This is a genomic window from Bradyrhizobium sp. WYCCWR15520 (assembly GCF_056174665.1).
Genome location: NZ_JBWBWM010000032.1, coordinates 12,897 through 32,143, shown reverse-complemented (window position 1 = coordinate 32,143; position 19,247 = coordinate 12,897). Strand labels below are relative to the sequence as shown.

Annotated in this window: 24 protein-coding genes; 18 read left to right on the top strand and 6 right to left on the bottom strand. The window is 63.4% G+C overall.

The features are described 5' to 3' along the window. Nucleotides 1-119 precede the first annotated feature (119 nt). Complete coding sequence (gene lepB, locus AC0QUY_RS30860; protein WP_371419372.1) at nt 120-908, bottom strand: signal peptidase I; 789 nt, start codon at nt 906-908, stop codon at nt 120-122. Beyond that, nucleotides 908-2,332 (bottom strand): metalloprotease TldD, encoded by a 1,425-nt coding sequence (gene tldD / locus AC0QUY_RS30855; RefSeq protein ID WP_161850488.1) that lies wholly within the window; start codon nt 2,330-2,332, stop codon nt 908-910. Before tldD ends, lepB begins: the two co-directional genes overlap by 1 nt. Before the next feature lie 88 nt (nt 2,333-2,420). Between tldD and AC0QUY_RS30850 the strand changes: the two genes are divergently transcribed. Continuing rightward, nucleotides 2,421-2,915, top strand: coding sequence for an N-acetyltransferase family protein (locus AC0QUY_RS30850; RefSeq protein WP_475390016.1), 495 nt, complete (start codon nt 2,421-2,423; stop codon nt 2,913-2,915). A 7-nt stretch (nt 2,916-2,922) separates the two neighbouring features. Here AC0QUY_RS30850 and AC0QUY_RS30845 read toward each other — a convergent pair whose 3' ends face one another. After that, nucleotides 2,923-3,318, bottom strand: a complete 396-nt coding sequence (locus AC0QUY_RS30845) for a winged helix-turn-helix transcriptional regulator (protein WP_161850486.1) — start codon at nt 3,316-3,318, stop codon at nt 2,923-2,925. Between the two features lie 135 nt (nt 3,319-3,453). Here AC0QUY_RS30845 and AC0QUY_RS30840 point away from each other — a divergent pair, with 135 nt between their 5' ends. Genes AC0QUY_RS30840 through AC0QUY_RS30830 form a run of 3 tightly spaced genes read left to right on the top strand, consistent with a single transcriptional unit; the run spans nt 3,454 to nt 4,973 of the window. Further along, the gene (locus tag AC0QUY_RS30840; protein WP_475390015.1) at nt 3,454-3,846 is read left to right on the top strand and encodes a DoxX family protein; all 393 of its coding nucleotides are present in this window, start codon (nt 3,454-3,456) and stop codon (nt 3,844-3,846) included. A gap of 10 nt (nt 3,847-3,856) precedes the next feature. Next, complete coding sequence (locus AC0QUY_RS30835) at nt 3,857-4,360, top strand: DsrE family protein (RefSeq protein WP_475390013.1); 504 nt, start codon at nt 3,857-3,859, stop codon at nt 4,358-4,360. Between the two features lie 16 nt (nt 4,361-4,376). After that, nucleotides 4,377-4,973 carry a TlpA family protein disulfide reductase gene (locus AC0QUY_RS30830; protein WP_475390012.1) on the top strand — a complete coding sequence of 199 codons (597 nt, stop codon included), beginning with the start codon at nt 4,377-4,379 and terminating at the stop codon, nt 4,971-4,973. A 15-nt stretch (nt 4,974-4,988) separates the two neighbouring features. Here AC0QUY_RS30830 and AC0QUY_RS30825 read toward each other — a convergent pair whose 3' ends face one another. After that, nucleotides 4,989-5,525: an invasion associated locus B family protein gene (locus tag AC0QUY_RS30825; protein ID WP_246738463.1), complete on the bottom strand. Its 537-nt coding sequence runs from the start codon at nt 5,523-5,525 to the stop codon at nt 4,989-4,991. A 490-nt stretch (nt 5,526-6,015) separates the two neighbouring features. On the opposite strand from AC0QUY_RS30825, the gene coxB reads away from it, so the two are divergent. From coxB to AC0QUY_RS30780, 9 genes are all read left to right on the top strand, one after another. Further along, a complete protein-coding gene (gene coxB, locus AC0QUY_RS30820) occupies nt 6,016-6,852 on the top strand; it encodes a cytochrome c oxidase subunit II (RefSeq protein WP_161850482.1) in 837 nt (278 codons plus the stop codon). An 83-nt stretch (nt 6,853-6,935) separates the two neighbouring features. Beyond that, on the top strand, nt 6,936-8,555 hold the full coding sequence (gene ctaD, locus AC0QUY_RS30815) for a cytochrome c oxidase subunit I (RefSeq protein WP_161850481.1): 1,620 nt from the start codon (nt 6,936-6,938) through the stop codon (nt 8,553-8,555). A gap of 59 nt (nt 8,556-8,614) precedes the next feature. Further along, the gene (locus tag AC0QUY_RS30810) at nt 8,615-9,574 is read left to right on the top strand and encodes a heme o synthase (RefSeq protein ID WP_475390011.1); all 960 of its coding nucleotides are present in this window, start codon (nt 8,615-8,617) and stop codon (nt 9,572-9,574) included. A gap of 18 nt (nt 9,575-9,592) precedes the next feature. Then, complete coding sequence (locus AC0QUY_RS30805) at nt 9,593-9,757, top strand: CoxF protein (protein ID WP_161850479.1); 165 nt, start codon at nt 9,593-9,595, stop codon at nt 9,755-9,757. A gap of 5 nt (nt 9,758-9,762) precedes the next feature. Then, the gene (locus tag AC0QUY_RS30800) at nt 9,763-10,407 is read left to right on the top strand and encodes a cytochrome c oxidase assembly protein (protein WP_475390009.1); all 645 of its coding nucleotides are present in this window, start codon (nt 9,763-9,765) and stop codon (nt 10,405-10,407) included. A 101-nt stretch (nt 10,408-10,508) separates the two neighbouring features. Continuing rightward, nucleotides 10,509-11,399: a cytochrome c oxidase subunit 3 gene (locus AC0QUY_RS30795; RefSeq protein WP_161850477.1), complete on the top strand. Its 891-nt coding sequence runs from the start codon at nt 10,509-10,511 to the stop codon at nt 11,397-11,399. A gap of 85 nt (nt 11,400-11,484) precedes the next feature. Next, nucleotides 11,485-11,871 (top strand): DUF983 domain-containing protein, encoded by a 387-nt coding sequence (locus AC0QUY_RS30790; protein ID WP_475390008.1) that lies wholly within the window; start codon nt 11,485-11,487, stop codon nt 11,869-11,871. Next, on the top strand, nt 11,868-12,638 hold the full coding sequence (locus AC0QUY_RS30785; RefSeq protein WP_475390007.1) for an SURF1 family protein: 771 nt from the start codon (nt 11,868-11,870) through the stop codon (nt 12,636-12,638). The genes AC0QUY_RS30790 and AC0QUY_RS30785 overlap by 4 nt, the downstream gene beginning before the upstream one ends. A gap of 207 nt (nt 12,639-12,845) precedes the next feature. Then, complete coding sequence (locus AC0QUY_RS30780) at nt 12,846-13,199, top strand: nuclear transport factor 2 family protein (RefSeq protein WP_475390071.1); 354 nt, start codon at nt 12,846-12,848, stop codon at nt 13,197-13,199. 58 nt (nt 13,200-13,257) lie between these two features. Here the strand turns inward: AC0QUY_RS30780 and AC0QUY_RS30775 are convergent, their stop codons facing one another. Next, a complete protein-coding gene (locus tag AC0QUY_RS30775) occupies nt 13,258-14,607 on the bottom strand; it encodes a histidine kinase (protein ID WP_475390006.1) in 1,350 nt (449 codons plus the stop codon). An 85-nt stretch (nt 14,608-14,692) separates the two neighbouring features. Between AC0QUY_RS30775 and AC0QUY_RS30770 the strand changes: the two genes are divergently transcribed. The 3 genes from AC0QUY_RS30770 (at nt 14,693) to AC0QUY_RS30760 (ending at nt 16,460) form a co-directional block, all read left to right on the top strand. After that, nucleotides 14,693-15,337 (top strand): response regulator transcription factor, encoded by a 645-nt coding sequence (locus AC0QUY_RS30770; protein WP_161850472.1) that lies wholly within the window; start codon nt 14,693-14,695, stop codon nt 15,335-15,337. 576 nt (nt 15,338-15,913) lie between these two features. Next, on the top strand, nt 15,914-16,126 hold the full coding sequence (locus AC0QUY_RS30765; protein ID WP_475390005.1) for a hypothetical protein: 213 nt from the start codon (nt 15,914-15,916) through the stop codon (nt 16,124-16,126). Between the two features lie 103 nt (nt 16,127-16,229). Next, entirely contained in the window at nt 16,230-16,460 is a 231-nt protein-coding gene (locus tag AC0QUY_RS30760; protein WP_475390003.1) for a hypothetical protein, read from the top strand. 63 nt (nt 16,461-16,523) lie between these two features. On the opposite strand, the gene AC0QUY_RS30755 is transcribed toward AC0QUY_RS30760, so the two are convergent. After that, nucleotides 16,524-17,417 carry a LysR family transcriptional regulator gene (locus AC0QUY_RS30755; RefSeq protein WP_475390002.1) on the bottom strand — a complete coding sequence of 298 codons (894 nt, stop codon included), beginning with the start codon at nt 17,415-17,417 and terminating at the stop codon, nt 16,524-16,526. A 226-nt stretch (nt 17,418-17,643) separates the two neighbouring features. Here AC0QUY_RS30755 and paoA point away from each other — a divergent pair, with 226 nt between their 5' ends. Both paoA and AC0QUY_RS30745 read left to right on the top strand, forming a co-directional pair. Then, nucleotides 17,644-18,297, top strand: coding sequence for an aldehyde dehydrogenase iron-sulfur subunit PaoA (paoA, locus tag AC0QUY_RS30750; protein ID WP_475390000.1), 654 nt, complete (start codon nt 17,644-17,646; stop codon nt 18,295-18,297). After that, nucleotides 18,294-19,244 carry an FAD binding domain-containing protein gene (locus AC0QUY_RS30745; protein ID WP_475389999.1) on the top strand — a complete coding sequence of 317 codons (951 nt, stop codon included), beginning with the start codon at nt 18,294-18,296 and terminating at the stop codon, nt 19,242-19,244. The genes paoA and AC0QUY_RS30745 overlap by 4 nt, the downstream gene beginning before the upstream one ends. The last annotated feature ends 3 nt before the right edge of the window (nt 19,245-19,247 follow it).

Below are 19,247 nucleotides of genomic sequence, written 5' to 3'. Positions count from 1 at the left end.
AAGCGCGAAGCGCGTCTTCGCGCTAGATGTCCCGGGCATCCACGTCTTGACGCTGCATCAGCAAGAAAGGCGTGGATGGCCGGGACAAGCCCGGCCATGACGGAGAGCAAGTTACGTCCTCAATGCACCGAGGTGAAAAACCGCGCCAGCCGGAAACCCGACAGCCAGGTCCACACCGGCTGGCTGCGCATGCCGAGATCCCAGGAGCCGACCACGGCGTCGGCGCGGCCGATCAGATTGTCGATCGGCAATAGTCCGACGCCGCCATCGCGCACCGCGACGCGGCTGTCGGCGGAATTGTCCCTGTTGTCACCGAGCACGAATAATTGCCCCGGCGGCACCGTCACCTCTTGCGTGTTGTCGAGCCTTCCATTGTCGCGCATCTTGAAGATCGCGTGGCTGACGCCGTTCGGCAGCGTCTCGATGAAGCGGTAGGCCCGTTCGGTATTGCCGCGGTCGTCTTCCGCCTGACCGACACCGTCTGGCTTCAGCTCAGCTGCATGGTCGTTGATGAAGAGCTGGCCCTGACGCAACTGGATGCGGTCGCCCGGCAATCCCACCACGCGCTTGACCCAGGCCTGCGAGCGGTCGCCGGGCCAGCGGAACACGACGACGTCGCCGCGCTTGGGCGTATCGCCGAACAGGCGGCCGGTCTCGGGCAGCGTGATCTGGATCGGCAGCGACGCCGCGCCGTAGCCGTAGGGGTATTTCGACGCTACTAGCGCATCGCCGATCAGAAGCGTCGGCTCCATTGAGCCCGACGGCACGTAAAACGGTTCGGCAAGCGCGCCCTTGGCGACGAACACGACGGCAACAATTGCCGCCAACTGCACGGCTTGCGCGCGCCAGCTCGCCCATTGGCCGGGAGATGCATCCTTGTCACCACCTACCAATTTCTCGTCGCTCACTAGCCTGTTCCTCCGACCGTGATCCGTTCCATCCGCAGCGTCGGCTGGCCGACGCCGACAGGCACGCCCTGGCCGTTCTTGCCGCAGGTGCCGATACCGGTATCGAGCGCCAGGTCGTTGCCGACCATCGTGATGCGATGCAGGTCGGTCGGCCCGTTGCCGATCAGCATCGCGCCCTTGAGTGGCGCGCCGAGCTTGCCGTTCTCGATCTTGTAGGCCTCGGTGCACTGGAACACGTATTTGCCGGAGGTGATGTCGACCTGGCCGCCGCCGAAATTGGCGGCATAGACGCCGTTCTTCACAGAGGCCAAAATTTCCGCGGGGTCGCGCTGGCCCGCCAGCATGTAGGTGTTGGTCATGCGCGGCATCGGCACATGGGCGTAGCTCTGGCGGCGGCCGTTGCCGGTCGGCTTCATGTTCATCAGCCGCGCGTTCTGGCGGTCCTGCATGTAGCCGACCAGGATGCCGTCCTCGATCAGCACGGTGCGGTTGGTCGGCGTACCCTCGTCGTCGATGGAGAGAGAACCGCGCCGCGACGCCATGGTGCCGTCGTCGACCACGGTGACGCCCTTGGCCGCGACCTGCTTGCCCATCAGCCCTGCGAACGCCGAGGTCTGCTTGCGGTTGAAGTCGCCTTCGAGGCCGTGACCGACCGCTTCATGCAGCATCACGCCGGGCCAGCCGGCGCCCAGCACCACGTCCATCTCGCCGGCAGGAGCAGGGACCGATTCCAGATTGACCAGCGCCTCGCGGATCGCGCCATCGGCGGCCTCGCGCCAGGCCTTGGTCTCAATGAAGCGGGCATAGCCCTCGCGGCCGCCATAGCCCTTGCTGCCGCTTTCCTGCCGGTCGCCTTGTCCGGCGACCACCGAAATATTGACCCGCACCAGCGGGCGGATGTCGCGATAGCTTTCGCCGTCGGGCCGCAAGATCTCCACCACCTGCCAGGTGGCCCCCAGGCTGATGGAAGCCTGCCGCACCCGCGGATCCTTGTCGCGCACATAGGCGTCGATTTCGGCCAGCAGCTTCACCTTGGCCTCGAACCCCGGCGCATCCAGCGGATTCTCGTCGCCATAGAGCCGGACGTTGGTATGGGCGGGCGCAGCGGCAAAATTGCCGCTGTAGCCGCCGCGCACGGCCGCGACCGCATCCGCCGCACGGATCAGCGCCGGCAGCGAGACATCAGAGGAATGCGCGTAACCGACCGCGTCGTCCTTCACCGCGCGCAGGCCAAAACCCTGGCTGGTGTCATAGGTCGCCTGCTTCAAGCGCCCATTGTCAAAACCGAGCGCTTCGGTCTGGCCATATTCCAGAAACAGCTCGCCGTCGTCGGCGCCCGAAAGGCCCCGCGTGATCTCGCGCCGGACGGCATCGCGGTCGAGATTGGCGCGGTCGAGGAGGGAGGTTGTAGCGGGATTGGTCATCAAATCAGTCCGTTGTCGGAGGGGCGCATCCAAGATAGTTGTTTCCCCGCCATTCCGCGAGGGGCGGAATCAACACGTTGCCGAGACGATGGCTGCAGTCGAAATTGTTCCGATAACGCAAGACCATATCGAAAGCTTTCACGGGGCCCTCGACTTCGTCGCGCGGGAGCGGCGCTATCTGGCGTTTCTGGAAGCCCCGCCGTTCGAAGCGACGCGGGCCTTCGTTCTCGACAATATCGCGCATGGTTATCCGCAACTGGTCGCGGTTTCCTCCGGCCGGGTCATCGGCTGGTGCGATGTCGTGCCCAACCCAAGGCCGATCTATGCCCATGTCGGCGTTCTCGGGATCGCGTTGCTGCCGGAATTCCGGCGACAGGGAATAGGCGGGCGTTTGATCCGGCAGACGCTCGGCGCGGCGCGGGAGTTTGGGCTGCGACGGGTCGAACTGACGGTTCGGGAGAGCAATACGGGCGCGATCGAGCTCTACAAGAAATTCGGCTTTGCGATCGAAGGGCTGCAGCGCAACCGCATTCTCGTTGATGGCGGTTACGAAAACCTGGTACTGATGGGGCTGCTGTTTTAGCAACCCCTCACGGCAGCTTGTCATCCCCTTTGCCGGCAGTATCCGCGCCGGGCTCCGGCCTGACGTGTGCATTGGCCCAGCGGAACAGCTCGTCGAACACGGGCCGCAACGCCCGAGCCGCCGGGGTCATCTCGTATTCCACCCGCGGCGGCACTTCGGGAAATACCGTGCGCTTCACCAGGCCCTCGCTTTCGAGGTCGCGGAGCTGGGTCGTCAGCATATGCTGAGTCACATCCGGGATGGCGCGCCGCAATTGGCCGAACCGCTGCTTGCCGTCGACAAGCTGCCAGAGGATTTCGCCCTTCCACTTGCCTGAGAGCAGGCGAAGCGCCCGATGCAACTGCGCTCTGGCCCGTTCGGATGGGCATTCCTGCCCTTCATTCTCATTAGTCTGTTTTTCCATACTACCCCAGAAAAATCATCCTACTTGTCAATTTCATCTTAGTCCCGAATTTTGGGTTTGACAGCCCCTCAGGGGCTCCGCCGGCGGATGGCACTGCTGTCCGCCGCCGCTTTCACCATTTCGGGAGTTTTCTCGATGTCTACGATTGTTGCGCCAACCAGACCGTACTGGACGTCTGCCACCCTGTGGGTGGTCAGGGGATTGCTTGCGCTCACCTTTGTGGCGGCCGGCGGGGCGAAGCTCTATGGCGTCCCCATGCTGGTCGAGGAGTTTCAGCATATCGGGCTCGGCCAATGGTTTCGCTATGTCACCGGCGGTCTCGAAATCATGGGCGCGATCCTGCTGCTCTTGCCCCGGAAGGCCGCCCTCGGCGCGCTGCTGCTGATCTGCATCATGATCGGCGCGGTGATCACCCATTTATTCGTCATCGGCGGCTCGCCGGTGCCGGCCATTGTTCTTCTGGCGCTGAACGCTGTGGTTGCCTATGCGGAGCGTGGCCAGATCGCATTGCTTGCCGAGACTTCGTGAGGCTGCTGCGATGCGCATTTCTCGCCGCGAATTGACGGCTGTTGCAGGGCTTGTGCTGGCCTTCGTGCTGCCGCTGACGGTGACCCTGTTACTGACAGGATCCGAAGCGGCGACCTCAAAACCGCAGACGAAGCCAGCTTCGCCGCCGATGCATCGGCTGGTGCTGCCGATCAATACCGACGATCCCACCACGATGCGCGCCTTGATCTCGACCTCGCTCAACCTCCCGAAATACTACCAGGAACGGAACGAACCGTTCACGATCGAGGTCGTCGCCTATAATGCCGGCGTTCACATGTTGCGCGCCGATACCTCGCCGGTGAAAGACATGCTGCGCGTATTGAGGACGGTCAATTCGAACATCCGATTCGTTGTCTGCGAGGCAACCAAGCTCGGCATGGAACGCCAAGAGGGCCGTCCGATCACACTGATTGACAATGTCGATCTTGTGCCGAGCGGGCCCGGGCGCATCATCGAACTGCAGGAAGCCGGCTGGTCCTACATCCGGTCATGACAAACGGATATCGGCCATGACGCCACATCGCAGACTAACACGCCGCACCGTCGTTGCAGGGCTGCTCGGCGCTGGCGCCTTGGCCGCGATGTCGGCTCGTGTCCGGGCCGATGGGCCGCCGCCGTTCGCAACCGTCCGGCATCAGTTCATCCAGCTTCGCGGCGCAAGGCCGGTGCCATCGGTACCGATTCCGCGTCTGTCCGGCGGCGCGATCGATTTGACGTCCCTGCGGGGCAAAGTCGTGCTCGTCAATTTCTGGGCGACCTGGTGCCCCGCCTGCCGGACCGAACTGCCGATGCTGGACCGGCTGGCGGCGAGCGACCGCAGGGATTTTGAGGTGATCGCCGTGGCGACGGATCGCGACCGATCGGTCGTTGCGCCGTTTGTGAAAGCGTTGAAGCTTCGCCGCCTCGCGATCGGTCTCGATCCCGATGGCCTCGTGGCAAGAGCCGGCGCGGGCGGGCAGGCCGACACGCCGTTCGCGCTGTACGCCATGCCGATCACTTTCCTGATCGGCGTCACCGGGCAAGTCGAAGGCTATATCAGCGGGGAAGCGGACTGGCTCTCTACCGAGGCGCGCCGGCTGCTCGATTATTACGCCAGCGCCGGTTGAGCTGTCGGCTCGGCGTCACGGCAGCTTGTCGTATCCTTCGCCCAGCCCGTTCAGGCTGAGCGGGAAGCCGATGCCCTCTTCGGGCGTCTCGAAAATAATGAAGGTCGCGGTTTTGGCGCCCCGGAGCTGGCCGAGCAGCTTCTCGTCCATCACGACCTCGGCGACGCAGCCATTGGGCAGGCAGCGAACAAAGCCGGCGCGGCCGACGTCCTGGTTGTCGAGCTTCAGCCCGAGGCCGGAGGGCAGCAGGACGCCGAGCGGCGCCACTACCCGCATCAACTTGCTCTTCTGGTCGGCGGTCTTCAGCACGATCACGGTGAGGCCGGCGTTGGAGCGGTCCTCGGCGACCACGCTCTGGATCAGCGCGCATTGCTCGCCCTGGGCACCCGGCGGGGTGTCGCAGCGGATCTGCCAGTCGCCATGAACCGACCGCACGGCGCCTTGCGCGCTCGCCGCCTGGGTCAGGCCGAACAGGAAGGCCACGGCGAGCAGGCCGCCGAGCCAGCGGGCCGGTTCCAGGCCAAATCCTGCCTGATGTTTCGAACGCCCCATCCGGGTCGATCCTCTTTGTTTCCGGCAGCGGCCGGTGACGTTTCCGGCCGGGCTGGCAGCACGCGTTGTAACTGGGTTCATCCGGACTGATACGCAATGACGGCGCCTTGAAGGCAGCCGAGAGCCAATCCACGCCGTCAAGGATTGGGCTGGCCCAAGCGAATCAGGTCGTCCGGGATCGCCGTGACTGTGCCTACATCCGGCAAACCGGCTGTCAAGCGGCACGAGCTTGCGAAACGGCGGGTTTTTGCTGATTTAGCTGGAAAATCCGGCGTCCGGCGAATAGCAGGTGACGCATGGCTTTGCACCCTACTACTGCATTGCGAGAGCCTTAGAATTATGGTTTGAGAGGCTGGATTTCGACGCGTTCTAACGATCTGGCCCGAGGTATAGTACCTCCGGTAGGCCGTTTGTGAGGGCGGATCGTGCGGCATTCCCGGCCATCCGGTGGGAATGCTTTGGGGATTTTTTCTAAAGGAGCGCGAGCGGCATGAAGATGTCGAGTGGCCAGATGGGCCGGCGGTTGCTGGGGTTGACGGTGGCGGGCATGGCGCTCGTCGCCGGTGGGGCGGCGTTTGCGGCACAGCCCAAGCCGTGGGAAATCACGCTGCAGGAAGCCGCGACCCCTGTGATGGAAAACATCATCAGCTTCCACAATTTGCTGCTGGTGCTGATCACGCTGATCACCCTGTTCGTGCTGGCGCTGCTGGTTATCGTGGTCGTGAAGTTCAACGCCAACGCTAATCCGGTTCCCTCCAAGACCACCCACAACACGCTCATCGAGGTGGCCTGGACCCTGATCCCGGTGCTGATCCTGGTCGGTATCGCGGTGCCGTCGTTCCGCCTGCTGTTCCAGCAACTCGACATTCCCAAGGCGGACTTGACCGTGAAGGTCACCGGCAAGCAGTGGTACTGGAGCTACGCCTATCCGGACAATGGCAAGTTCGAATTCGATTCGCTGATGGCGCAGGACAAGCAGCCGCGCCTGCTCGGCGTCGACAACGAGATGGTGGTGCCGGTCAACAAGGTGATCCGGGTCCAGACCACCGGCGCCGACGTGATCCACGCGTTCGCCGTGCCTTCGTTCGGCATCAAGATCGACTCGATCCCCGGCCGGCTCAACGAGACCTGGTTCAAGGCGACCAAGGTCGGCATGTATTACGGCCAGTGCTCCGAACTGTGCGGCAAGGATCACGCCTTCATGCCGATCGCAGTCAAGGTGGTGACCGACCAGGAATTCGCTTCCTGGGTTGAGGCGGCAAAGAAGAAATATGCGACCAACCCGGCGAACACTTACGCTTCGGCTGGTGGCCAGGCCGCGCAGTAAGGCGCGGGCCAAGGGGTAAGCAAGGGACAAGGGCGACGGGACCTGAAAAGGTCCGCAAAGGGACTGCAAGGCAGGATTTCAAAATGGCAACGACCGCAGCGACACACCACGATCACGCCCATGATGACCATGCGCATGCCAATCCGACCGGATGGCGGCGCTGGGTCTATTCGACGAACCATAAGGACATCGGCACGATGTACCTTATCTTCGCGATCTTCGCGGGTATCATCGGAGCTGCGATGTCGATCGCGATCCGCGTCGAGCTGATGTATCCCGGCGTCCAGCTCTTCCACGAATCCCACACCTACAATGTGTTCGTGACCTCGCACGGCCTGATCATGATCTTCTTCATGGTGATGCCGGCGATGATCGGCGGCTTCGGCAACTGGTTCGTGCCGCTGATGATCGGCGCGCCCGACATGGCGTTCCCGCGCATGAACAACATCTCGTTCTGGCTGCTGCCGGCATCCTTCGCGCTGCTCTTGATGTCCACCTTCGTCGAAGGTGAACCGGGCGCCAACGGCGTCGGCGCGGGCTGGACCATGTATGTGCCACTGTCGACATCGGGCCATCCGGGACCGGCGGTCGACTTCGCGATCCTGTCGCTGCATCTGGCCGGAGCCTCCTCGATCCTCGGCGCCATCAACTTCATCACCACGATCTTCAACATGCGCGCGCCGGGCATGACCCTGCACAAGATGCCGCTGTTCGTGTGGTCGATCCTGGTGACGGTGTTCCTCCTCCTGCTGTCGCTGCCGGTGCTGGCCGGCGCCATCACCATGATGCTGACCGACCGCAATTTCGGCACCACCTTCTTCGCTGCCGACGGCGGCGGCGACCCGCTGCTGTTCCAGCACCTGTTCTGGTTCTTCGGCCATCCCGAAGTGTACATCCTGATCCTGCCCGGCTTCGGCATGGTCAGCCAGATCGTCTCGACCTTCTCGCGCAAGCCTGTGTTCGGCTATCTCGGCATGGCCTACGCCATGGTCGCGATCGGCGGCATCGGCTTCGTGGTGTGGGCGCACCACATGTACACCGTCGGCATGTCGTCGGCGACGCAGGCCTATTTCGTCGCCGCTACCATGGTGATCGCAGTGCCGACCGGCGTGAAGATCTTCTCCTGGATCGCCACGATGTGGGGCGGCTCGATCGAATTCCGCACCCCGATGCTGTGGTCGATCGGCTTCATCTTCCTGTTCACGGTCGGTGGCGTCACCGGCGTCGTGCTGGCCAATGCCGGCGTCGACCGCGTGCTGCAGGAAACCTACTACGTCGTCGCGCACTTCCACTACGTGCTGTCGCTCGGCGCCGTGTTCGCGATCTTCGCCGGCTGGTACTACTGGTTCCCGAAGATGTCGGGTTACATGTATTCGGAATTCATCGGCAAGCTGCACTTCTGGATCACCTTCATCGGCGTCAACCTGGTATTTTTCCCGCAGCACTTCCTCGGCCTGTCGGGCATGCCGCGCCGCTATGTCGACTATCCAGACGCGTTCGCCGGCTGGAACCTGGTGTCCTCGGTCGGCTCCTACATTTCGGGCTTCGGCGTGCTGATCTTCATCTGGGGCGTGATCGACGCCTTCGTGAAGAAGCAGGCGGCGGAGGCCAATCCGTGGGGCGCGGGCGCCACCACGCTGGAATGGACGCTGACGTCGCCGCCGCCCTTCCACCAGTTCGAAGTGCTGCCGCGCGTACAGTAAACGGTTATTCGCGGCGCGCATCCGTTGCGCGCCGCGGCCTTGATGAAGCGAGATAGATCTTGTCGGTAGTCGACCATAACGCCATCGATGTTCGGCCTCGGATTTCCGAGGCGGAAGTCGGCGACTACATTGCGCTCTTGAAGCCGCGGGTGATGTCCCTCGTGATCTTCACCGCGCTGGTCGGCCTCGTGATCGCGCCGGGCTACGTCCATCCAATCCTGGCGTTCACCTCGATCCTCTGCATCGCGGTCGGTGCCGGCGCCTCGGGCGCGCTGAACATGGCGCTTGAGGGCGACATCGACGCCAAGATGTCGCGCACCGCGAACCGGCCGATCCCGCGCGGCCGCATCACCGCCGGCGAAGCGATGGCGTTCGGCCTGACGCTTTCGTTCTTCGCTGTGATGACGCTCGGCGTCCTCGTCAACTGGCTGGCCGGCGGGCTGTTAGCGTTCACGATCTTCTTCTATGTCGTGATCTACACCATGTGGCTAAAGCGCTGGACTGCGCAGAACATCGTGATCGGCGGCGCCGCCGGCGCGCTGCCGCCTGTGGTGGCATGGGCCGCCGCCACCGGCTCGCTGTCGATGGAGCCGGTGCTCCTGTTCCTCATCATCTTCTTCTGGACGCCGCCGCATTTCTGGGCGCTGGCGCTGTTCCGTTCCGACGATTACGCCCGCGCCGGCGTGCCGATGCTGCCCGTCGTCGCCGGTCCCGACGCGACGCGCCTGCAGATCCTGCTTTACACCGTCGTGCTGGTCGCGACCGCGTTTGCGCCCTGGCCGCTCGGCTATTTCGACGCGATCTACGGTGTCGTCTCACTCGTGCTTGGCGCCGGCATGATGTGGCTTGCCATCGACGTCTACCGCCACCGCGTGGGCAAGCAGGCGGGCCGCGCCACGCGCCGGCTCTTTGCCTTCTCGATTCTTTATCTGTTCGCGCTATTTGCGACCCTCCTGCTCGAGGTCGTCGTCCGCGCGGTCGCACCGTCGATCCGCGCCGTTATGCCTTTGGTCGGGTAGGGGGCGTATGGCGAGCGCATGGACAACAAGCAGCAGCCAGATGGAATCGTCCTCACCGAGGCGCAGAAAAGAAGCCGCCGTCATCGCTCGATCGCCATTGCGCTCGCGCTCGGCGTCCTCGTCGTGCTGTTCTTTGCGGTCACCATGGTCAAGGGGCCGGCCGTTCTCGTCCGGCCGATGTGATTGAGATGCAGAACGAGCCGCAGATCAGCGAGGGCAGGGCGGAAGGCGAAAAGATCGCCGCGCGTCGGACGCTGACCCGCGACGCGCTGGTGGCGTCGATCTGCAGTTTTGTCGTGGTGTTCATGGTCGGCGCCTCCTATGCCGCCGTGCCCTTCTACGACTGGTTCTGCCGCGCCACCGGCTTCAACGGTACCACCCAGGTTGCGACCTCGGCGCCGTCGGACGCGCCGCTTGCCCGCAAGATCTCCGTGCGGTTCGACGCCAATGTTGGTCCCGGCCTGCCCTGGAAGTTCGAGCCCGAGCAGAACGAGATCGAGGTCCGGATCGGCGAGGTCATCACCGTATTCTACACCGTGACCAATCAGGCGGCGCGCGCTACCGCCGGCGTCGCGGCCTACAACGTCGCACCGCTCACGGTCGGCGCCTATTTCCAGAAGATCAACTGCTTCTGCTTCACCGAACAGGCCATGGGTCCGGGCGAGAAGCGCGAAATGCCCGTGGTGTTCTACGTCGATCCAGCGCTGGCCAAGGACAGCGAGAACGACGGGCTGAAAACCATCACGCTGTCCTACACCTTCTATCCCGTGCGCGATCCGGCGCCGAAGCCCGTGGCGGCCGGCGAAGGCGACAAGCGCAAGGGAAACTTGTGAGAAACCTCTGACCGCTGGATTCCGTATCTAACGGGTTTCGGCTTTGAAATTTGAGACGAATATGTGCTGAAGGGAACGGCACATCTAACGGAGAGACCGCAATGGCTACGGCGCACGCGAAGCACCACGACTACCACCTCGTCGATCCGAGCCCGTGGCCGGTCGTCGGCTCGATCTCGGCCTTCATCATGGCGGTGGGTGCGATCACCTGGATGCATCACATGACCGCGGCGGCCCCGGTCATCTTCGGTGTCGGCACCATCGGCGTGCTCTACACCATGGCGAGCTGGTGGGGCGACGTGATCCGCGAAGCCCAGTACAAGGGCGACCACACCCGCGTGGTGCAGATCAGCCACCGCTACGGCATGATCCTGTTCATCGCCTCCGAGGTGATGTTCTTCGTCGCCTGGTTCTGGGCCTTCTTCAATTCCGCGCTGTTCCCGGCGGACGCGATCCACGCCACCCGCGATGCGGTGTTCGGCTGCGGTCCGGGCACGGCTGCCGGCGCCTGCAGCGTGCCGGGCACCTGGCCGCCGAAGGGCATCGAGACCTTCGACCCCTGGCACCTGCCGCTGCTCAACACGCTGCTGCTGCTGACCTCGGGCACCACGGTCACCTGGGCGCACCACGCGCTGCTCGAGAACGACCGTCAGGGCCTGAAGTACGGCCTGATCCTCACCGTGCTGCTCGGCGCCACCTTCACATGCGTGCAGGCCTATGAATACGCCCACGCCACGTTCGGCTTCTCCGGCAACATCTACGGCGCGACCTTCTTCATGGCGACCGGCTTCCACGGCTTCCACGTGCTGGTCGGCACCGTGTTCCTGCTGGTCTGCCTGTTCCGCGCCTATGCCGGCCACTTCACGCCGAAGCAGCATCTCGGCTTCGAATTCGCCGCCTGGTACTGGCACTTCGTCGACGTGGTGTGGCTGTTCCTGTTCATCTGCATCTACGTCTGGTTCCGCGGCGCGGGGCCGGTCGCCGGGCACTGAGACAGATTCGACGTGCTACAAGGGGCGGTCGGAAGGCCGCCCCTTTCGCTTTTCCTTCTCCTGCAAGGGAGAGGGGAGGAGATAGATGGATCAGACGCAACCCACGATCACCCAGAGCGCACTCCGCGGCATCGCCTGCCGCTGCCCGCGCTGCGGCAGGGGCAAGCTCTTTGCGGGCTTCCTCGACTTGCGCCCGAATTGCGAAGCATGCGGGCTCGACTATGCCTTCATCGATGCCGGCGACGGGCCCGCGATCTTCATCATCATGCTGGCAGGCGCCATCGTCGTCACCGCCGCCCTGATCGTGGAGGTCAAGTATCAGCCGCCGTTCTGGCTGCATGCGGCGCTCTGGCTGCCGCTGATCGCGGCAACCACGCTGCTGCCATTGCGCTCGATGAAGTCGCTTCTGATCGCGCTGCAGTTCCATCACAAGGCCGCGCCCGGCCGCCTGATCGACCGCGAGCCGAAATGAGAGCGCTCTCGTCACGGCGGCCGGCGGTCGCCGGCTTTGCCATTTTCACGCTTGTGATGGTGATGGCCTTCAGCGGACTTGGCATCTGGCAATTGCAGCGCCGCGTCGAGAAGCACGCGCTGATCGCACGGCTTAACGAGCGCCTGGCGGCCGCGCCCGAAGCCCTGCCGGCAGCGGCGCAATGGCCTTCGCTGACCCCGGCCAAGGACGAATTCCGCCGCGTCAGCTTCACTGCGACTTACGCGCCCTTGCCGGATGCGATGGTCTACAGCGCCGGCTCCGCGGTTCGCGACGACGTCTCGGGCCCCGGCACCTGGGCTTTCCTGCCGGTGCAACTGGCCGACGGCAACACCATCGTGGTTAATGCCGGCTTCGTCCAAAACACGATGCAGGATCGCAATCAGCAGGATCGCGCCGTGCGCCGGTTGATCACCGGTGATCCTGCGCAGCTCACGGGCTACATCCGCTTTCCCGAAAATGCGGGCGCGCTGACGCCGGCGGAAAGCGTTGCGAAACGACTTTGGTTCACCCGCGATCATCTGGCGATGGCGCGCGCGCTGGGCTGGGGCGAGAGCGGCAAGGCCGTCGCGCCGTTTTACATCGATCTGGAAGCGCCCCTGCCGGAGAACGGCATCCCGAAGCCTGGCGCGCTCTCCGTGCATCTCAAGGACGATCACATGCAATACGCCATTACCTGGTTCACGCTGGCGTTCGCGGTCGTCATTGCCTTCGGCGTGTGGTGGCGCGGGCAGCGCCGCGCCCGATAGCAACTCCCCGTATTGTACCGGTCTAGCCTCTCGGAACGTTTGTTCCGCACAATCGTTGCGGTTCCACAGTGAGAGTATCGGACAATGGGTCGTTCAGTATCTATTCATGACGATCGTCATACCCCTTCACCCGCGTCGGCACCCGGCAGCTATCGCGACGAAGATGGGATTGCGAATTTGGCTGAGGATTTCGATGAAATAGGTTTGGTGGTCGACTGGCTGGACGCGTGCCGGAATCGCGACCTGTCGACATTGCTCGACCTCTATGCCGACGACGCGATGCTCAAATGCCAGTGCGGCGAGGCCAAGGTGAGCGAAGGCCGCGCCGAGCTCGAATCCTATTGGCGTCCGCGCCTCGGTGCGCTCGCACCTACCGCATTCGGGCTGGAGGAAATCATGCCGACCGCCGACGGCGTCGTCCTCGATTATCTGAGCTACGAAGGCAAGCCGGTGCGCATCGCCTTCACCTTTACGCGCGACGGAAAAATTCAAGCGTCCCATTGCATGCCGGTGGTGGAATCGCAGCAGCCCGCTGCTTGCATGCAGGACTATGCCGGTTAGGCTTCGTTCCTCTGTTTGCAGCGCACCGAACTGAGGCAAGCCTGACCACAAACTCCGGTCAGACTTGCTTTGCGCCGCGCGCATTGGAAGCGGCGTCGCCCGCCGGAAGCCGGCAACGAACGCAGGTGCGTCCCGCCTCGCGCAAGAGTTCGAGCGTCCCGCTGAGCGCCCGGGCACGCTCCAGCATTCCGGTCAATCCACGGCCGAACATCCGATCTGCCGGAAAGCCCACGCCGTCATCGGAGATTTCCACGATCACTTCGCGATCATGGATTCTCGCTGCGACGTGCATCGCATTCGCTTTGGCGTGGCGAAGCACGTTCGTCACCGCTTCCTGAATTACGCGATAGACCGTCTGCGACAGCAGGCCGTCGACTTCGTTCAGTGTCACGTCGATCTCGGAGGTCACCTTGAGCTCGGGCGCCTGCGCCTTCGCATTCCGCAACAGCGTCTGGATGCTCCTCTCCAGCCCAAGCTCCTGAATGTAGAGCGGCCGCAGCCGGTCGAGGATACGGCGGTTCGCGTGCTGCAATGTTTCGACGGATTGCAGGATTCCCTCGGCGGCGCTCCTCAATTCGGCTTCGCCGGAGGGAATCGATTCCAGCAGCACCACCGTATTGGCGCGGATCCCGAACAACAGCGGCCCGAGTTCGTCGTGAAGCTCGCGCGCCATGTCCTGTCGCTCGTCATCCTGCAGCGATACGATCCGGCGCAGCAGGCTGCGATTATCCTGGCTGAGGCGATGCAGGGTGCGGGCGAGTTCATTGGCTTCCTGCGCGCTTCTGCGGATCTCGGGCGGCCCGGACGGGGTAATGAGCTGATCGTAATCGCCCGTTCGCATGCGGGTCAGGCCGTCGCCGAGATTTTGCAGCGGCCTCTGGGCGGAGCGCGCGGTGAAGTGGGCAATGACCCCCGTCAGCAGCATCAGGCCAATTCCGGAGCAGGCGATTGCCAGAAATCCGATCCATTTTTCGTAGATGTCGGCGGACATGTCGGGTGCAAACACGATGTTGCCGACCTGCTTGCCCTCGATCGTTATCGGGAAGGCGGCTCTGAATTCGGGTATGACGAGGAGGCGGATGAACCAGCCTGGCACTCTTCCCAAGGGGGGCCCCTCCGAAGGAGGAGCATCGGGGCCGGTTCCGAGGCCGCGAAAGCGGATGGTTTCGGCGGCGCCCAGCGACTGCACGAAGGCATCGAGTGTTTCCTGGGGATTGGCCGAGGTGCGAAGTGCACTGTTGAGTGCAGCCGCAACCGCTCTAGCCGAGCGAGCCGCTGGCTCGGTTTCCTCCATAAGTTGCGCCGCGGCGAAGATCTGGAGCGAAACCGCCCCGGCCAGCAGCGCGGCCACGAACGTCAAGCCGAGCGGCAGCAGCAACCGTGTTCGTAGAGAAAGTCTTTCCCACATTTTCGCTATTCTAAGTTCCCGCAACCCAAGATTTCTCTTTTCAAATACCGTCAACCGCCTATTTATTCCTCAAGGGGGATAGATGATGCAAAATTCTACCAGATCGGCAACGAAGGTCCTGATCGTCGACGACCACCCGGTGGTGCTGTCGGGCTGCCGGTCGCTGTTTGCGTCGGACAATTCCGTGAAGATCGAGGAGGCCACCGACGCCAAATCCGGCCACCGCGCCTATGTCACCAGGAAGCCCGACGTTACGGTGATCGATATCAAGCTTCCCGACGTTTCCGGCTTTGAGCTGATGCGGCGCATCCGCAAGGACGATCCGGCCGCCAAGATCATCATGTTCAGCATGAATGACGATCCGGCGTTCGTGGTTCGCGCCATCGAGATGGGCGCGCAGGGCTATGTCGCGAAGGGCGACGATCCGAGGATGCTGGTGAAGGCGGTCCGCAAGGTGGCCGCGGGGGACAATTTCATCTCGCCGCAACTGGCGGAAGCGGTGACCTTTTCGGGCGCTTCGATCAAGGCCAATCCGGCGTCGCAAATGACGGCGCGCGAACTGGAAATCCTGCGGCTATTGGGCCGTGGCGACAAGATCGTCGAAGTGGCCGATGCGCTGGAGATTTCCTACAAGACGGTGGCCAACACCACCTCGCTGCTCAAGCAGAAGCTCGGTGCCAAGAACCACTCGGACCTGATCCGGATCGCCGTCGAAATGGGATTGGGCTGAGCGCCGTCTGCGCCGTTCGATGATTGCTGAACCGGTCGCGCCACGTGGGCGCGACCCGTTCGTGCCGCTGTAATTCGCTTTTCGTCCGGGCAATGGGATGACGATAGGCGAACTCAGCGAAGACCTACCAGTGATGATGGCGACGATGATGGCGCCACTTGTGATGACCGCGACCTCTGTACCATCCGTAGTGATGACCGCGGCCTCGGTGCTTGTGGCCGTGGTGGCCGCGCCCGTGCTTGACCTGGACTACGGCGCCGTCCTCCGAGGTCAAGGGTGCGATGCCCATTCTGGCGGACGCGGACAGGGTCATTGCCAGCGAAGCAATCAATGCCGCGCCAATCAGAACGATACGTCTCATGCAGGAGTCCTCCCAATCGCTTGATCGCGATACCTGACACAAGTTCCCGAGATCGACTTTGTTCCATGCCGTGATCACGTGGCCTGCGATCGGCGAAAAGCCGGCGGCATGATGTCCCGCTCCGCGGGATAGCCGGAAGGGATAGCCAAAAATCGGCTTGGTCACTATTGGGAAAAACTGGCAACATGACCCCCTGACGACTGAAGGAGAGCTGGATGCACAGCCCGGATATCGTAGCGGTCGCCTTTGCGCGGGCGTGGAGCGTCTACCGGCTGATCCATAGCGGTATCGATGACAACGACGCCCGCCGGACGGGTCTCCAGCGCTTTATCCGGCAGCGCTGCGAGGCGGGCGAAACCGACACCGAGCTGCTGGCGGTCGCGGGGCTCAAATATCTCAAGGGACTGGAAGGGATCCCGGAGGGCTAACCCGCCGCTTCGTCCGAGGTCCAGAGATCCGGGAAAAACTGGAACAAGCGGTTTCTTTGCGCGTTGCCGGTTGCATCATTGGAGGAATCCCGAGGAGGACGCCTTGAAGAAATTTCTGATGATCGGAACGCTTGTCCTTGCCGCGTCGGCGGTCGCCGGAAGCGCGGTTGCCGCCGAGTTCTACGTGGTGCGCGACGCCACCACCAAGAAATGCACGGTGGTCGATACCAAGCCGACCACGACGACCGTCACCATCGTCGACAACGGTACGTTCAAGACCAGGACCGAGGCCGAAACCGGCATGAAGACCATGAAGGTCTGCACAAGCAACTAAGACAGACCCTTCCAGGAGAGAGGGCCGCAGGTTCGCCTGCGGCCCTCTTTGTTTTGAGCCGCATCAGCCCCTGTAGCGCAGCGCCGCGACCAGCACGGCGAAGGCCGGGGTCGGCTGGCGGCGGCTCGGGTAATAGAGGTGATAGCCCGGGAATGGCGGACACCAGTCCGCCAGCACCCGTATCAGGCGGCCGTCGGCGAGATGCGGCTGCACCTGGTCCTCCGGCAGATAGGCAAGCCCAAGCCCGTCGAGAACGGCGTTCATCCGCAACGCCATGTTATTGAACACCAGTTGACCCTCGACGCGGACCTTCAAGGTGCGTCCGCGCTTCTCGAACTCCCAGGCATAGATTCCGCCATAGGTCGGCAGGCGGATATTGATGCAGCGATGGCTCGTCAGGTCCTGCGGCTTGCCGGGCCTGGGATGAACAGCGAAATAGCTGGGTGCGCCGACCACCGCCATGCGGAAATCAGGCCCGATCCGCACCGCGACCATGTCCTTGGCCACCTGCTCGCCGAGGCGAATGCCGGCGTCGTAACGTTCCGCGACGATGTCGGTCAGACCATAATCGATGTTCACCTCGACCTTGATGTCGGGATATCGCGGCAGCAGTTTTGACAGTGCAGGCCACAGAATCGTGTTGGCCGAGTGTTCGGCCGTGGTGATGCGGATGGTGCCGGCCGGCTTGTCGCGCAACTCGGTCAGGGCGGAAAGTTCGGCGTCGATCTCCTCCAGCTTTGGCGCCAGCGTTCGCATCAGCCGCTCGCCCGCCTCCGTCGGGGCGACGCTGCGGGTGGTGCGGGTCAGGAGCCGCAGGCCGAGCCGCTCCTCCAGCCCTCGGATCGTATGGCTGAGCGCGGATTGCGAAACATCGAGCTGCGCCGCCGCCCGCGTAAAACTTCGCTCGCGCGCCACCACCAGGAAGGCGAGGAGATCGTTGATGTTCTGACGCGCCATTCATGAATCCATTTCATAAGTGCAAGCTGATTATACCATCTAATCCCGACCCCGCGCAGCCGTTAGCTTGCGAAGCACCGCAAGGCGCAGTCCTTTTCACGCTCTTTCAAACGTGAACGCCGGCAAGGAACAGCCGAAACGTGGCGCAGTTACAGGATGCTTGAGGTGGACGGCGGCACGGTCGCGCCGAAGCTCTTCAGAACGACAGCAGAAATGGGAACACGACATGCAAGGTCCGAGCGACTTCGAGGTATCACGGAGGAAATTGTTGCTGGGAACCGCCGCATCGGTGGCTTTCGGCACGGCACCCCTTGCCTATGCGCAAACCCCTGCGGTTCCTGCGCAGGCTGACGCCGTCGACGCCGTCTCCATGTCGAAGGTCTCCTTCAACGTGAACGGCAGCCTGCGGGAAATCGCGCTCGATACCAGGACCACGCTGCTCGATGCGCTGCGCGAGCATCTGCATCTCACCGGCAGCAAGAAGGGGTGCGATCACGGCCAGTGCGGCGCCTGCACGGTGATCGTTGGCGGGCGGCGGATCAATTCATGCCTGACGCTGGCCGTCATGCATCAGGGCGACAGCATCACGACCATCGAAGGCCTGGGCACGCCCGAGAACATGCATCCGATGCAGGCTGCGTTCGTCAAGCATGACGGTTTTCAGTGCGGCTATTGCACGCCGGGGCAGATCTGTTCGGCGGTCGCGGTGCTCGATGAAATCAAGGTCGGCATCCCCAGCCATGTCAGCGCCGACCTCAACGCGGCGCCGCAACTCACCAACAGCGAACTGCGCGAGCGCATGAGCGGCAACATCTGCCGTTGCGGCGCTTATTCCAACATTGCCGAGGCGATCTCTGAAGTCGCCGGGAGGCCCGCATGAAGTCATTCAGCTACGAGCGCGCGCGCACGCCGGCCGAGGCAGCAGCCTCCGTCCTGCGCAGGCCGGACGCCAAATTCATTGCCGGCGGCACCAACCTGCTCGATCTCATGAAGCTCGAGATCGAGACGCCGGCGCATCTCGTCGACGTCAACGGCCTTGCGCTCGACAGGATCGAAGCGTCGCCGGAGGGCGGATTGCGGATCGGCGCGCTGGTGCGCAATACGGATCTCGCGGCCGACGCGCGCGTGCGGCGCGACTATGCCGTGCTGTCGCGCGCGCTGCTCGCGGGCGCCTCGGGACAACTGCGCAACATGGCGACCACGGCGGGAAACCTGCTGCAGCGGACACGCTGTCCTTATTTCTATGACACCAACCAGCCCTGCAATAAGCGGAAGCCCGGCAGCGGCTGCGCCGCGATCGGCGGATTCAGCCGCCAGCATGCCGTCATTGGTGCCAGCGATGCCTGCATCGCGACGCATCCGAGCGATATGGCGGTAGCGATGCGAACGCTCGACGCTGTGGTGGAAACCGTGCGGCCGGATGGTGCGACGCGAAGCATTCCAATTGCCGAATTGCACCGCCTGCCGGGTGACACGCCGCATATCGAGACGAGCTTGATGCCCGGCGAACTGATCACGGCGGTGACATTGCCAAAACCCGTCGGCGGCAAGCAGATCTATCGCAAGGTACGCGACCGCGCCTCCTATGCCTTTGCGCTGGTCTCGGTTGCCGCGATCGTGCAGCGCGACGGCACCGGGCGCGTCGCGCTTGGCGGTGTCGCCCACAAGCCCTGGCGGGTCGAGGCGGCCGAGGCCCAGATGCCGCGCGGCGCCAAGGCCGTCGCCGCGCAGCTGCTCGCCGACGCCAGGCCAACGCGCCAGAACGCATTCAAGCTGTCGCTGGCCGAGCGCACGCTCGGCGCCGTGCTGACTGAGGCGAAAGGCTGATCC